11 protein-coding genes are annotated in these 15,985 nt (G+C 31.1%); 2 read left to right on the top strand and 9 right to left on the bottom strand.

Annotated features, from left to right (window positions below; genetic code table 11):
• Positions 1 to 1,035: 1,035 nt before the first annotated feature.
• From HMPREF9709_RS02700 to purE, 9 genes are read right to left on the bottom strand one after another with little or no spacing between them, the layout of a single operon-like run.
• Positions 1,036 to 2,679, bottom strand: coding sequence for a formate--tetrahydrofolate ligase (locus HMPREF9709_RS02700; RefSeq protein ID WP_005397698.1), 1,644 nt, complete (start codon positions 2,677 to 2,679; stop codon positions 1,036 to 1,038).
• Between the two features lie 9 nt (positions 2,680 to 2,688).
• Positions 2,689 to 3,927, bottom strand: coding sequence for a phosphoribosylamine--glycine ligase (purD, locus tag HMPREF9709_RS02695; RefSeq protein ID WP_005397697.1), 1,239 nt, complete (start codon positions 3,925 to 3,927; stop codon positions 2,689 to 2,691).
• 9 nt (positions 3,928 to 3,936) lie between these two features.
• Positions 3,937 to 5,457, bottom strand: coding sequence for a bifunctional phosphoribosylaminoimidazolecarboxamide formyltransferase/IMP cyclohydrolase (gene purH / locus HMPREF9709_RS02690; protein ID WP_005397696.1), 1,521 nt, complete (start codon positions 5,455 to 5,457; stop codon positions 3,937 to 3,939).
• Positions 5,457 to 6,020, bottom strand: a complete 564-nt coding sequence (gene purN / locus HMPREF9709_RS02685) for a phosphoribosylglycinamide formyltransferase (protein WP_005397695.1) — start codon at positions 6,018 to 6,020, stop codon at positions 5,457 to 5,459. The genes purH and purN overlap by 1 nt, the downstream gene beginning before the upstream one ends.
• Complete coding sequence (purM, locus tag HMPREF9709_RS02680; RefSeq protein WP_005397694.1) at positions 6,017 to 7,021, bottom strand: phosphoribosylformylglycinamidine cyclo-ligase; 1,005 nt, start codon at positions 7,019 to 7,021, stop codon at positions 6,017 to 6,019. Before purM ends, purN begins: the two co-directional genes overlap by 4 nt.
• A complete protein-coding gene (gene purF / locus HMPREF9709_RS02675) occupies positions 7,014 to 8,438 on the bottom strand; it encodes an amidophosphoribosyltransferase (protein WP_005397693.1) in 1,425 nt (474 codons plus the stop codon). The genes purM and purF overlap by 8 nt, the downstream gene beginning before the upstream one ends.
• Positions 8,439 to 8,441: 3 nt before the next feature.
• Positions 8,442 to 12,116 (bottom strand): phosphoribosylformylglycinamidine synthase, encoded by a 3,675-nt coding sequence (locus HMPREF9709_RS02670; RefSeq protein ID WP_211204492.1) that lies wholly within the window; start codon positions 12,114 to 12,116, stop codon positions 8,442 to 8,444.
• A complete protein-coding gene (locus tag HMPREF9709_RS02665; RefSeq protein WP_005397688.1) occupies positions 12,103 to 13,143 on the bottom strand; it encodes a 5-(carboxyamino)imidazole ribonucleotide synthase in 1,041 nt (346 codons plus the stop codon). Before HMPREF9709_RS02665 ends, HMPREF9709_RS02670 begins: the two co-directional genes overlap by 14 nt.
• The gene (purE, locus tag HMPREF9709_RS02660) at positions 13,140 to 13,619 is read right to left on the bottom strand and encodes a 5-(carboxyamino)imidazole ribonucleotide mutase (RefSeq protein WP_005397687.1); all 480 of its coding nucleotides are present in this window, start codon (positions 13,617 to 13,619) and stop codon (positions 13,140 to 13,142) included. The genes HMPREF9709_RS02665 and purE overlap by 4 nt, the downstream gene beginning before the upstream one ends.
• Positions 13,620 to 13,794: 175 nt before the next feature.
• Here purE and HMPREF9709_RS02655 point away from each other — a divergent pair, with 175 nt between their 5' ends.
• Both HMPREF9709_RS02655 and HMPREF9709_RS02650 read left to right on the top strand, forming a co-directional pair.
• Positions 13,795 to 14,481 (top strand): phosphoribosylaminoimidazolesuccinocarboxamide synthase, encoded by a 687-nt coding sequence (locus tag HMPREF9709_RS02655; protein ID WP_005397685.1) that lies wholly within the window; start codon positions 13,795 to 13,797, stop codon positions 14,479 to 14,481.
• Between the two features lie 12 nt (positions 14,482 to 14,493).
• Positions 14,494 to 15,684 carry a coenzyme F420-0:L-glutamate ligase gene (locus HMPREF9709_RS02650; RefSeq protein WP_005397683.1) on the top strand — a complete coding sequence of 397 codons (1,191 nt, stop codon included), beginning with the start codon at positions 14,494 to 14,496 and terminating at the stop codon, positions 15,682 to 15,684.
• The last annotated feature ends 301 nt before the right edge of the window (positions 15,685 to 15,985 follow it).

The raw sequence follows: 15,985 nt of genomic DNA, 5'->3' as shown, positions 1-15,985 counted from the left end.
CTATTTTGCTCCATAGATTTTTTGTAATTTAAACAGTGCTAAATTAATAAAGGCTATTTTACTCCGTAGATTTTTTGTAATTTAAACAGTGCTAATTTAATTAAGCCTATTTTGCTCCGTAGTTCCTTACAAATTTAAACAGTCCTAATTTAATAAACCTTATTTTGCTCCGTAGTCCCTTGCAAATTTAAACAGTGTTTTTTTAACAAATCTATTTTTACTCCGTAGAACTTCGTTATATTGAATATATCATCTACAATACAGACAATATTCCCTAATTTACCGAATGAACAAATTAGTTTTCTATAAAATTGGTCTTACCAGATTTATCATGATATTTTTTTAATATCGTATCTTTATAGATGGTATTATTGAATTTATAACGTGTAAAAATAAGATTTTATTTGTCTATTTTATAGGTAGTAGTTATGGCGCTAGAATGAGGATTTCTTTGATATTTGCAATTATCATCTTATAATCATAACACCCTTGTAATAATGTTGGCATTTGGACGAGGATTTTTTCTTTTTTTGTGTTTATCATCGTACATTTCTCGATTTTCAGACGATGATTTTTCTCTTTTTACTTTTATCATCGTAAAAATGTTGGCATTTGGACGATGATTTTTTTATTTTCTACATTTATCATCGTCCACAACCCATTTTTCAGACGAGGATTTCTTCGTTTTTCGCATTTATCATCGTCCAAATACTTAATTCCTTATTCATACTACTTCCCAATACCGACCCTTCTCTCATTCTCCCACTATAAAGCCTATACCCACATATCCTCGCGTAATTGGCGCGAGCATTGCATCATTGTGCGCAAATGAAAAAAGAAATTACGAGAGTAAATTAGAAAAGCGAGGATGTCCGAAGATTGCGTAGCAATCGAGTTCCGCAGCTTTTCGTCAATTTACCGAAGTAATTTCTTTTTGAATGCACACTGATGCATGCGAGCGACAATACCCCTTTTTGAATGCACACTGATGCAGGCGAGCGACAATGTCAATACAATTCACCCACCGCTAGATTATTAAAACAAGTTAACTATATTCCCTTCTTCATTCACATCTATTGCCAATGCGTTAGGCACTTTTGGTAAACCTGGCATTGTCATTACTTTGTTTAAGTAGACAACTATGAAACCAGCACCGGATCTGATATTCATATCGGTAACTGTGATTTCAAAGTCACGAGGTCTACCGATTAGTTTAGGATTGTCGGATAGGGAGTTTGGTGTTTTTGCTATACAAATTGGCAAATTGTTGTAACCTAGAAGGTTGATTCTTCCTAGTTTTATTAATGATTCATCTGTAAAGTTTACTGAAGAAGCACCGTAGATTTCTTTAGCAACTTTATTAATTTTATCCTCAATACTATCTTCATCTTCGTAAATGAATTTAAGTTCTTGTTTGTTGTTTTCAACAATGTTTACAACTTTTTCTGCTAGGTCTATTGCACCTTCTCCACCTTTAGCCCAAACTTCTGTCAGAGAAAATTCTACACCGATTTCTTTTGCCCAATTTTCTATTAATTGGATTTCAGCATCAGTGTCTGTAACAAATTTGTTTAAGGCTATGATGACTGGTAAATTAAATTTATTCATATTTTCAATGTGTTTTTCTATATTTTCTAAACCGGTCTTTAAAGCTCCTAGATTTTCGATATTTAAATCAGATTCTTTAACACCACCATGCAGTTTAAGAGCTTTAATGGTAGCGACTATTACTGCAGCTTTTGGTCTTAATCCTGATTTTCTACATTTTATGTCGATAAATTTTTCAGCACCTAAATCGGCTCCGAATCCAGCTTCTGTCACAACATATTCACCATATTTAAGAGCGGTTTTTGTTGCAATGACAGAGTTACAGCCGTGGGCGATGTTTGCGAATGGTCCACCATGGATTATTGCCGGATTGTTTTCTAAAGATTGAACGAGATTTGGATTTAACGCATCTCTTAAGATGGCTGTGACAACACCTTCTATTTTCAAGTCTTTGACATAGATTGGTTCATTTGCCTTGTTGAATCCTATTAACATGTTGGCAATCTTTTGTTTTAAATCATCTAAATTTTCCGCAAGACATAAAATCGCCATTATTTCACTTGCTACAGTTATTTCAAAATAGGAATCTCTTTCTGATTTTTTCCCAGCATTAATCTTAATACTTCTAAGCGCTCTTTCATTCATATCAAGCACATAATTAAATTCTACTCTTTCAAATCCTAATTCATTTCCTTGAAAAATGTGATTATTGATTAGTGACATAATCGCATTATGTGCGGAAGTAATAGCGTGCAAGTCTCCATTAAAATGAAGATTAATCTCTTCCATTGGTACTACTTGAGCATAACCTCCACCTGTAGCACCACCTTTTCTACCTAAAACCGGTCCAAAGGAAGGTTCTCTAAGAGCTACTACTGATTTTTTCCCAATTTTATTTAGTCCATCAGAAAGTCCAACAGTAACTGTAGATTTACCTTCACCAGTTGATGTAGGATTAATTGATGTAACTAATATTAGATTTTTAGATAAATTATCAAATTTATCAAATTTGATTTTAGCTTTGTAATTTCCATATTTAACTAAATCTTCTTTCTCTACCCCCATCTTGGATGCGATAGTTTCAATATTTTCTTTTTTTGCCTCTAATGAAATCTCGTAATCTGTTTTCATAACTCTCCTTTATTTAAGTGATAAATGCCCTATATCCTTTCTATAGAATAAATTATCACAATGTATTTTATGAATGTCCTCATAGACTTTTTCAATAGCTGTCTCTAAATCATCACTTTCAGCACAAACAATCAACACTCTTCCACCATTAGTTTTAATTACACCATTTTCATATTTTGTACCCATGTGAAATATTTTAGAACTTACTTTATCAAGCCCTTTTATTTCAAATCCTTTTTGATATGATTCTGGATAGCCTTTTGAAGCCAAAGCTACCCCAACATGAGCTTTATTATCCCATTTTATATCAATGTCTTTACCATCTATAATTGCATTTGCAATGTCATAAAGGCTTGTTTTCAGACTTTGTAAAATGATTTCTGATTCAGGATCACCAAATCTAACATTATACTCAATTGTTTTAATGCCATCTTTAGTTTTCATAAGCCCAGCAAATAGTATACCTTTGAATTCTCTGCCTTCTTTAAGCATAGCATCTGCTGTTGGGCTTACAATTTTTTCTATTGCTTCGTTCACATCTTCTTCTGTAATGTGTTTTATAGGCATATAGGCACCCATTCCACCTGTATTTAGCCCCTTATCGCCATCAAATGCACGTTTATGATCTTGTGCAATCTTCATCGGAAAAACTTTATCCCTAGAAATAAATGACATAAGCGAAAATTCTTCACCCTCTAAAAATTCTTCAATAACAACAGTTTTACCCGCATCACTAAATTTATTATTTAACATAATCTCTTCTAGATTATTTTTAGCATGTTCAAAATTTTCTGCAATAATAACGCCTTTTCCTGCGGCTATACCATCCGCTTTAATAACAATTGGAAAATCTGATTTTTCTAGATATTGTAATACTTTATTATAATCAGTAAAAATTTCAAATTTTGCCGTAGGAATGTCATACTTTTTCATAAACTCTTTTGAAAAAGCCTTACTTCCTTCTAAGATAGCTGCATTTTTTCTTGGTCCAAAAGCTCGTATTCCTTGATTTTCAAGTTCATCAACCAAGCCTTTGACAAGAAATGCTTCAGGTCCAATAAATACTAAATCAATATTATTTTCTTTACAAAATTGTACTATTTCATCTTCTTTAATATCTAAACAGGTACCAAATTTTGCTACACCAGGATTTTGCCCAAACATGAAAATTTCATGTTTTTCTCTATAAAATTTATCTGCTATGGCGTGTTCTCTACCACCATTACCAACAACTAATATTTTTGCCATATCAATTCCTTAATGTTTAAAGTGACGCAATTTTGCAAATGTCATTGAAATATTATTTTCATTGCATGCATCAATTGAGTCTTGGTCCTTTATAGAACCGCCCGGTTGAATAACTGCTGAAATGCCGTATTCTGCTGCTAAATCAATACTATCTCTCATTGGGAAAAAAGCATCAGATGCTAAAACAGCACCTTTAGTTTTTTCTCCAGCTTGTTCAAATGCAATTTTACATGAACCTACTCTATTCATTTGTCCCGCACCTACACCAAAAGTTTGTCCATCTTTAACTACAACGACAGCATTTGATTTAACATGTTTTACAATCTTATAACCAAAGATCATATCATTTATTTCTTTTTCTGTTGGTTCTTTTTCAGTAACAGTTTTTAGCTCTTCATATAATTTATCGTTATAGTCTTGAACTAAAATACCTCCACGAACAGATTTAATTAACTTACCATTCCTTTCAGATTTTTTAGGAATTTGATAAATCCTTAAATTCTTTTTCTTCTTCAATATTTCTAAAGCTTCATCATCATAATCTTCTGCTAAGATTATTTCTAAAAAGATTTTATGCATTTCTTTTGCAGTCTCAACATCTATTTTACCATTAATTGCAACAATTCCGCCGAAAATTGAAATAGGATCTGCATCATAAGCTCCCATATAGGCATCGTATACAGTATCCCCTAGAGAAACACCACATGGATTCATATGTTTTAATGCAACGCAAACTGTCTCATCAAACTCTTGAAGTATGTCTAATGCTGCAGAAGCATCTTGTAAATTATTGTATGACATCTTCTTACCATGTAATTGTTTTGCATCTTGCAATGCATATGATATTTTTTCATCGCTTATATAATGTTGTGCTGATTGATGAGGATTTTCCCCATATCTTAATTCATCCTCAAGTGTATATGTCAATGTCAATTTATCAGAAACAAAATTGTATCTTTCATTGAAATAGGCAGCTATTGCAGCATCGTATGACGCAGTTTTATTATATACTTTTGCCGCTAGATATCTTCTAGTTTCAATAGTTGTATCACCATTTTCTTTTATTTCTGAAACAATCTTATCATAATCTTTTGCATCGGTTACAACCGTAACAAACTTAAAGTTTTTTGCAGCTGATCTTAACATACTTGGTCCACCGATATCGATATTTTCAATAATTTCTTCGTCACTCACATTTTCTTTTTTTAACGTTTCTTCAAATGGATACAAATTTACACATACTAAATCAATAAATGCAATATCATTTTCTTTAACTTCTTTTAAATGTAAATCATTATCCCTTTTAGAAAGTAGACCACCATGCACTTTTGGATGTAAAGTTTTTACTCTACCTTCTAAAATTTCAGGAAATCCAGTATAGTCCTCAATACCTATACATTTAACCCCATTTTCTTCTAAATGTTTTAATGTGCCACCTGTTGAAATTATTTCAAAATCATTTTCTACTAGCCCTTTAGCAAATTCAACAATATTTGTCTTATCACTAACGCTTATTAATGCCTTTTTCATTAGTTCTCCTTTCGCAGCAATTCAATTAAAGTGTTCGGATACAATCTATGTTCTAATTTGTGTACTTGTTGAGTTATATCTTCTAAGCTTTTATTATAGTCAACTGTAAATTTATCTTGAGCAAGTATTTCTCCACCGTCTACTTCCTCATTAACAAAGTGAATTGTAACACCTATTTCTTCATCTTTATTATTATATGCTCTTTCAATAGAATTTATCCCCTTATATAAAGGTAAGAGAGAAGGATGAATGTTAATAATCTTTCCTTCGTAGTTTTCTAGAAAATATGTAGATATTACTCTCATATATCCTGCAAGAAGTAAATATTTAAAATCTTTTACTTGCTCTAACAACATCTTCTCAAAATCTATTTTCTTTGAATATTCTTTAGGATTAAAAACCAAAGTTTCAACGCCCAATTCTTTAGCTCTTTCAATGACCTTAGCCTTAGGATTATCACAAACCAATAATTTTATGTTAATGTAATTTTTTAACTCTTCATTTTGTACAAGATTTACCAAATTAGATCCTGTCCCTGAAGCAAAAACAGCTACATCTATCATATTATTTCTATTCCTTCTTTATCTGTAACTTCACCTAAAATAAAGCTATCTTCTATCAAATCCATTACTTTTTGAGCATCTTCTTCATTTACTACAATTGCTAAACCAACACCCATATTAAATACTTGATACATTTCATCTTCATCGATTTGACCTTTTTCTTGAATGTATTTAAAAATAGATGGAACTTCATATGAATCTTTTCTTATAGACATGCCAAGTCCTGATTTCAAGCATCTTGGAAGGTTTTCGTAAAATCCACCACCAGTGATATGCGCTATACCTGCAACTTTTACTTTATCTAAAATTGATAAAATTTCTTTTGCATATATTCTAGTTGGAGTCAAAAGTTTTTCACCTACAGTAGTATCTTCAAATTTTTCTGATAAATCAATATTATTATCACTTATTACTTTTCTTACTAAAGAAAATCCATTAGAATGAAATCCTGATGAAGGCACACCAATGACAACTTGTCCTGATTGTGTATTTTCGCTATTTACTAACAATTCTTTTTCTTGAGCTCCTACACAAAATCCAGCAATATCGTATTCGCCTACTTTATAAAAACCTGGCATTTCGGCTGTTTCGCCACCTACTAATGCCATATCAGCTTGAACACAACCATCTGAGACACCTTTTACAATTTGTTCAATTTGTGCTGGATTGTTTTGTCCAACTGCTAAATAGTCAAGGAAAAATAGAGGTATTGCACCTTGAGCTAAAACATCATTTACACACATTGCAACTACATCAATTCCGATGGTATCATGTTTATCCATTTCAAATGCTAATTTTAATTTTGTACCAACACCATCCGTTCCACTCACTAAAACTGGATTTTTAAATCCGTAAGCACTTAGATCAAAAGCTCCCCCGAAGCTTCCAATCATGGACATCATTCCTTTATTTTTTGTTCTATCAACATGCTTTTTTATTCTCTCAACAGATTTATAACCTTTTTCTAAACTTACACCAGATTCTTGGTACAATTTACTCATTTTTCCCCTCTTTTCCATTTAGATACTTTATTTGCAATAGCGTTGATTGCTCATTAAATTTTGATTCATAATCACCTAATCCATCTACATAAGAAGCATTGAATATATCCAGTGAAACTCCTGCTTGATCATTATCAATATCAAGTCCAATTGCTTCTTTAAGTCCTTCAATTGACAGATACTCCAAACTGTCCGCACATAATTCTTGACATATTTCGTCTTTTGTCTTGTTTGCCCCTATTAATTCTTTTGAAGTTTTCATATCTATTCCAGAATAACTTGGGAACATAATAAGTGGAGATCCTATCCTTACATGTATTTCCTTAGCTCCAGCTTCTCTAAGCATTTTGACTATTCTTCTGCAAGTTGTACCTCTAACGATAGAATCATCTAATAAAATAATCCTTTTATTTCTCACTACATCTGATAAAGCTGATAACTTCATCTTAACAGCTAAATCTCTTCTAGTTTGAGTTGGTTGTATAAATGTACGTCCCATATATTGATTTTTTATTAGCCCCATTTCATATGGTAGCCCTATCTCTTCAGCATATCCACTTGCTAGTGAAAGTGAAGAATTAGGCACACCTATGACAATATCAGCTTCAACTGGACTTTCTTTAGCTAATATTCTTCCTGATTTTTTTCTAACCATATGCACATTTCTACCAAGTATTGTAGAATCAGGTCTTGCAAAATAGATAAATTCCATTGATTCTACTGTTATCATACCTGGTTGTGTAAATTGTTTTTTTGCATATCCATCATTATCAATTTTAACTATTTCTCCAGCTTTTATATCTTCAATAAAATCTGCATACAAGACATTGAATGCACAAGTTTCCGATGCGATTAAGTAAGAATTATCTAATTTCCCCAAAACTAAAGGTCTATAGGAATGCTTATCTACAACGCCGAATAAAGCATCTTTAGTTAAAATGATAATTGAAAAAGCCCCTTGTAATTGCTTTACTGCCTCTTCTAATTTATCTTCAAATTTTTCCTTTTCACTCCTTCTAATAAGATGAACAATAATCTCAGCATCAGAAGATGAATGAAAAACTGCACCTTTTGCTTCCAAATCTTTTCTTAAAGATTTAGTATTTAATAGATTACCAAACATTGTAATTGCAATATGTTCATCATAAAACTTAAACAAAAGTGGCTCTATATTTTGCACATTATTGGTTTCCATACTTGAATACCAAACAGAACCAAGTGCATTCGGTCCTTTTAATTTACTTAAATTGTGACTATCTTCAAAAACTTCTGATAATAGTCCGACATTTCTATAACCTTTTAGTTTATATTTATCCCCAGCAACTATGCCAGCACCTTCTTGACCTCTATGCTGCATACTGTGAATTGCTAGAAATGTCAAATTAGCCGCATCTTCGTTGTTCCAAATTCCAAACATTTATTATTTTCTCCTTGTAAAATAATTTACACCATTAGAGAATATATCTTGTCTTTCTTTAATAGTTTGTGTCTTATACAGATTTTTTCCTGATCTTTCACTATGACCCATTTTACCTAAAATTAAGCCATCTTCACTAATCATACCTTCAATTGCATACATTGAACCATTCACATTATATTTTCCATTTAATGTCGCATCTCCGTCTTCATCAACATATTGGAATGCTGCAAGATGCTTAAATTGTTCAATATTATTTCCTACCAATTTACCTTCCCCATGACTAAATACCAATTCATGTTTTTGATCTATTTCAAAGTCTTGAGTCCATGGTGATGTCGTATTTGCTACTCTTGTGATTGCAGTATCAGATATATGTCTAAATCCGTCATTTCTAAATAAAGTTAAATCATCCGCATCAAGATCTTTAATTTGACCATATGGGATTAAACCTGATTTAATCAATGCTTGGAATCCATTACAAATACCTAATATCAATTTTTTATCTTCTAAATGCTTATGAATAGCATTTTTTACTTTTTCATTTTTTATAATATTAACGATAAATTTAGCTGATCCATCCGGTTCATCCCCCGCTGAGAATCCTCCAGGGAATGCAATAATATGTGCATCTTCTATAGCATTTACAAATTTATCTATTGAATTTTGAATATCATCTTCCCTTGTATTTGTAATGATAACTTGTGTAACTTTAGCACCCGCTTCTTCAAACGCTTTTTGTGTATCGTACTCGGAGTTAGTACCAGGAAATACTGGAATAACGACATTAACCTCTTCTACAACTTCTTTATAATATTTCTTTTCATCAGATTTCACAGAAATATTTTCAACTTTACCTTTGTCAAGATTGTAATAAGTTGGATAAATCTCTTCTAAAGTACTCATATATGCGTTATATGCTTCTTCTTTTGTAATTTCAATATTATTTATTGAAATTTCTTCTGAAACCTTACCGATTAATTCAAAATCTAAATCTTCTGTAGCTTCTACAACAATGGCACCAGGATTAAAATCAAGAGCTTTTTCATAGTCAATTTCAACACCTAATTCATTACCAATTGCCATTTTCAATGCTGCTGAAGTTGCAGATTCATATTCTAATACATAAGCTGAAACTACTTTTTTATCTAAAATTAATTTATGTAGTTTTTCATAATCTTCAACAGCCTTAGCTATATTTGGATATCCTGTATCTGTCTTTTCAATATCAATTAAATACAGCTTATTTCCTACAGATTTCAGTTCTGGAGTAATTACATCTTTTATCTTTAATGGTGCACATGCAAATGAAATTAATGTTTCTACAACATTTATATCATTAAACGTACCTGACATAGAGTCTTTTCCTCCGATTGAAGGACGACCAATTTCTTTTTGCGCAACAATGCTTCCTAATAAAGATTGTGTAACCTTACCCCATTTCTTAGGATCTTCTAATAATTTTTCAAAATATTCTTGGAATGAGAAATATAAACTTTCTTTTGTACCACCCACAGCATATACTTTTGCCAATGATATCATCACTGCATACATACTTGATATAAATGGTGAATATTTCGAAATCTTAGGAATAAACCCATAAGTTAATACCGTTGCAGTATCAGGTGTAGAATATAATGTAGGAATGGCTGCCACTGATGCTTGTACAGGTGTAAGTTTTGTCTTTCCTGCATAAGGCATCATTACAGACATAGCTCCAACTGAAGAGTCAAACATTGACACCATACCTTTTTGATTAGTAATATTCAAATCTGATAATTCAGATAAAATCTCTTCTTTTGTAACATCCCTATGTGTGAATGGATTTTCTCCTTCATTATCAGCCAATACTGCTGTGGAATGTTTTCTAACCCCTGCTGTTTCTAAAAATTCAGCTTTGAAATCTACAACTTTTTTATCATTGTAATACATTTCTAATCTATTTCTATCTGTGATAGTTGCTGCATGAACGTATTCTAAATTTTCTTTTTCACATTCAGCCACAAATTTATCATAATCTTCTTTCGCTATACCAACAGCCATTCTCTCTTGTGATTCACTAATTGCAATCTCGGTTGGATTTAATCCTTTATATTTTGTTTTAACTCTATCTAAATAAATTTCAATACCTTCTGATAATTCTCCTATAGCAACGGAAACACCACCTGCACCAAAGTCATTACATTTCTTAATCAATTTAGTTACTTCAGGTTTTCTAAATAATCTTTGAATTTTTCTTTCTTCTACTGGATTACCTTTTTGAACTTGACTTGAAGCAGTAACCAATGATTCATCATTATGTTCAACTGATGAACCTGATGCACCTTGTATACCATCGCGACCAGTTCTTCCACCAATCATCACCACAATATCACCTGGCACTAAACTTTCTCTATTATAGTTATCTGCTTTAACGGCACCAACAACAGCTCCAACTTCCATAGTTTTTGCAATATATGAATCATCGTAGATTTCTTTTACAAAAGTTGTTGCAAGCCCAATTTGATTACCATATGAGCTATTACCATGAGCAGTACCTTTTGAGATATCTATTTGTGGTAATTTATTTTCTAAAGTATCTTCTCTTTTTTGTAAAATGTTTCCAGATCCTGATACTCTCATCGCTTGATAAACGTAAGATCTTCCAGATAATGGATCTCTAATAGCTCCGCCAATACATGTTGAAGCTCCACCAAATGGTTCAATTTCTGATGGATGGTTATGAGTTTCATTTTTAAATTGAATCAACCATTTTTCTACTTTTCCATTGTTTTCTATATCTATAAAAAATGAACAAGCATTGATTTCTTCACTAATTTCAATATTTGAATCACCTAATACTTTAGTATGATATTTTCCAATTATTGATGCCATATCCATTAATCTAACAGGTTTGGTGATACCCATTTCTTCACGAACTTTTAGATAATAGTCGTATGCATCTTGCATTTCTTTTCTAAATAATTCAGATTCTATACTTACTTCATCAAGTGTTGTTTCAAAAGTAGTATGTCTACAATGATCTGACCAGAACACATCTAAGACATAAATTTCTGTCTCTGAAGGATCTCTTTCTTCCTTTGTGAAATATTCTTGAATAAATTTCAAATCATCCAGATCTAACGCTAAAGATAAATCTTTTTTTAATTGCAATAATTCTTCTTCATTATATTTATTAAATCCACTCAAATCCTTCATTGGTTTTGGTTCAGAATTTAATTTAAATTCTAAAATACTTAAATCTTTTTCTTGTGATTCGATTGGATTAATTAAATATTTCTTTATTTTTTCTAATTTATTTGTTTCAATTTTTTTATCAAAAACAACCAATTTACCAGATCTAACTACAGCATTTGAAGTATTATCAATTAATTTCAAAGCTTGCACAGCAGAATCTGATCTTTGATCGTATTGTGCTGGGAGTGTTTCATAAGCGATAAAGCTTTTTTCCTCTAATTTAACTTCATCAAATACTTCGTCAATCATTACCTCTGAGAACACAGTATTTATCGCTTTGTTTAATACTTCTTCTTCAATATCGTAAATATCATATATAACATATTGATCTAGAACATTTATATCAATATCAAACTCTAAATTTAATAAACCTCTTAAATTGTCCGAGTCTCTATCAAATCCTTTTTTCTTTTTTACAAATAGTCTCTTATTCAAAATCATCCTCCAAATATACTGTGCCTTCAAAGTTTATATGGCCAATTTTTCTATTGTGACGAGCTTCCTTTTCGTATAAGTGTAAAAATCCTTGTCTTTTTGTTATAAGATTTATGAAATATTCTTCATTTTGTCCTAAAATATTGTATAAAGTTGTCTCTTTATTATAAATCTCTCCCACTTTTAGTCCACAAATCGCCTCAATATGAGCACGGAACTGTGATTTATTTGCAGACTGCATTGTAATATGTCCTGAGTTATGCACTCTAGGTGCTATTTCATTAAATATAACTTCTCCATCACTGATGAAAAATTCTACAGTTAACACACCGTAATAATCAAAATTGTCTAGTATTCTCTTTGTATACTCAATTGCTTTATTATTTTGCTCTTTAGTTATATTAGCTGGAATGTTTGATCTAAATAAAATATTTTCTCTATGTTCATTTTCAACCACTGCAACTATTTCAATGTTTTCTCTATCTTTTACAGCAACAACTGAAATTTCTTTATCTAAATCTAGTAATTTTTCTAAAATTGTATCTTCTTCTATTTCTTCAATAGAATTTATTTTCTTTTGTCCTTTTCCATCATAGCCAAATCTTAGTGTTTTCATAAGATAAGTACTATCAATCACAATATTTTCATCATTATATTTATAATATTTAACAGTTGGAATGTCTAATGATCTTGCAAATTCTTTTTCTGATAATCTGTTTTGTGATATTTCTAATGATTTTGCTGATTGTACAAAGTTATATTTTTTTTCTAATATTTTTAGTACTTCTACATCAATATTTTCAAATTCAAAAGTAATTACATCACTTAATTTACATAATTCTTCTACATTTTTAAAATCATTAAAAGCACTATGAATAAACACATCTGCGAATTTTCTCGCACAGCAGTCTTCACCTGGGTCAAGAATGGCAATTTTATATCCCATTTCTTTTGCGGACATTGCAAGCATTCTACCTAGTTGTCCTCCGCCAATTATTCCAATAGTGCTTTTAGGTAATATAGTCTTAATCATATTTGCATATCTTCCTTTACTATTCGTTCTAATTCAGCTTTATATTCTTCATATGTTTGCGCATATTCTTCATCATCAATTCCTAAAATTGATAATGCTGTAATTGCTGCATTTTTAGCTCCAGCTACCCCTATTGACATGGTGGAAACTGGTACACCAGCAGGCATTTGAACTATTGATAATAAAGAATCAACACCACTTAAAGTGCTTGATTTTATTGGTACTCCAATAACAGGTAATGTCGTCATTGAAGCAATCATTCCTGGTAAATGTGCTGCTCCCCCTGCAGCTGCAATTATTAAACTAAATCCATTTTTTCTAGCATTTTTTGAAAATTCAAAAAGCAAGTCTGGTGTTCTATGTGCACTTACAACTTTCTTTTCATATGAAATTCCGAACTTTCCTAAAAGATCACAAGTTTCTTTCATTGTCTTAAAATCTGAAGAAGATCCCATGACCACAGCGACTTTTTTCATTGATTTCCTCCTGTTTTATTAAAAATCATCCCAATTAAGTATATACAAAAAATATATTTTTTTCAACGAATAAAACACGAACATTCACCCTAAATTTGAAAAAAATATTTGTAATTATTTCAATTTTAATATAATATTTTGTTGTTAGAGTTTATTTACAAGGAGATGTAAAAAAATGGAACTTAAATACAAAGGTAAAACAAAAGATGTTTATGAATTAGAAAATGGAAACATTTTACTAAAATTCAAAGACGATGTAACAGGAAAAGATGGTAAATTTGACCCGGGCGAAAACCAAGTTGGATTAACTATTGATGGCTCTGGTAGAGCAGGTTTATCATTAACAAAATATTTCTTTGAAAGACTAAAGGATAAAGGCATTAAAACTCATTACATTGATTGCGATATTGATAATCAAACTATGGAAGTAGTAAAAGCTAAACCTTTTGGTCATGGTCTTGAATTTATCTGCAGATATAAGGCGGTGGGTTCATTCTATAGAAGATATAAAAAATATGTTAAAGAAGGTCAAGAATTAGATGCTTTTGTGGAAATCACTATTAAAGATGATGAAGCTGGGGATCCAGTAATAAGTAAAGAAGCTCTATCACAGCTAAATATTGTGACAAATGAACAATATGACGAATTAGTTAAACAAACAAAATTAATATCTAACGAAATTAAAAGTATTTTAGAAGAAGATAATATAGAACTTTATGATATCAAATTAGAACTTGGTCTTACAGATAGTGGTGAAATACTATTAATTGATGAAATTTCTGGTGGAAATATGAGAGCTTACAAAGATGATGTATACATTCTTCCTATAGAATTATATGATTTAGTTTTAGGTAAAAAATAATAAGGAGATACAATGAGCAGATTAATAGGTACTACAGCACACGGGATAAGACTTCCAATTATAAAAGAAGGTGACGATTTAGTAAAAATAGTAAGTGATTGTTTTATGGAAGTTGTTAAAGAAGAAAATATAAATGTAAAAAATACTGATATCGTAGGTATTACAGAATCTCTTTTAGCAAGAGCTCAAGGAAATTATGTTACACTTGAAAATATTGTAGATGACTTAAACAATAAATTTACAGCAGATGAAATTAGTTTAGTTCATCCAATTTTAAGTAGAAATAGATTTTTAAATATCTTAAAAGCTATCTCTATGACAGGTAAAAAAGTTAAAATCTACTTATCATATCCAGATGACGAAGTTGGTAATCTTCTAATGGACAGATATGAAATAATGAAAAAAGATATCAATGTTTACAAAGATACTTTAACAGAAGATGATTATATCAATCTTTTAGGTAAAAAATATTTACACCCATTCACTGGTCTTGATTATACAAGTATTTACAAATCAGTATTTGATGAAAATCAAGTAGAAGTGCTTTATTCAAACAACTTAGATGACATTGCAGACAATGCAAAATCCATTCTAGTTGCAAACATCCACGATAGAGCATTCTTAAAAGAATTATTCAAATCTAAAGGAATAGAAGAAACTTACACACTTGCAGACATCATGTCCGCACCAATTGGTGATTCAGGATATAATGAAGATTACGGTCTATATGGTTCTAACTTCTCAAGCGATAATTCATTAAAACTATTCCCAAGAGAAGCAAAGAAATTTGTAAATGATGTACAAGCTGAAATCCTAAAAAGATCAGGTAAAAAAGTTGAAGTACTAATCTATGGAGACGGTGCATTTAAAGATCCTATTGGAAGAATCTGGGAATTAGCCGATCCAATAGTTTCACCGGGATTTACAGATGGCCTAATCGGGAGACCAAATGAAGTAAAAATCAAATACTTAGCAGACAACGACTTTGCCGACCTTTCCGGTGAAGAAGCCATCAAAGCAATGAAAGAAAAAATTCAAACAAAAGATACCGACGATGCAACAGACAACACAAAATTAGGTACAACACCTCGTCAACTAACTGACTTAGTAGGCTCACTATGCGACCTAATGTCAGGATCAGGCGACAAAGGTACACCAGTTATCTACATCAGAGGATACTTTGACAATTATTCAGTAGATTAATAGAATGTAAAAAGTCCAAGTTTATGGTCACTCATAAACTTGGATTTTTCTTATTTCGCTGGCTTTTTGGGGGATGAAACTTTGGTTTTTGGAAAAATTTTAATTGGTATGCAATTAAAAAGGTTGGAAATGGTGACTAAACTTCGGAATTGGTACTAAATTTTAAAATATCGAATTTGGTACCAAAATTTTTCATCGAAATTGGAACTAAATCTTAAAATATCAAATTTGGTTCCAAAATTTTTCGTCGAAATTGGTACTAAATCTTAAAATATCAAATTTGGTTCCAAAAATTTTCGTC

Origin of the sequence: Helcococcus kunzii ATCC 51366 (assembly GCF_000245755.1) — a bacterium.
Taxonomy (GTDB): Bacteria; Bacillota; Clostridia; order Tissierellales; family Peptoniphilaceae; genus Helcococcus; species Helcococcus kunzii.
The sequence above is the reverse complement of the archived record's forward strand: the minus strand, read 5'-3'. Positions and strand labels throughout refer to the sequence as shown.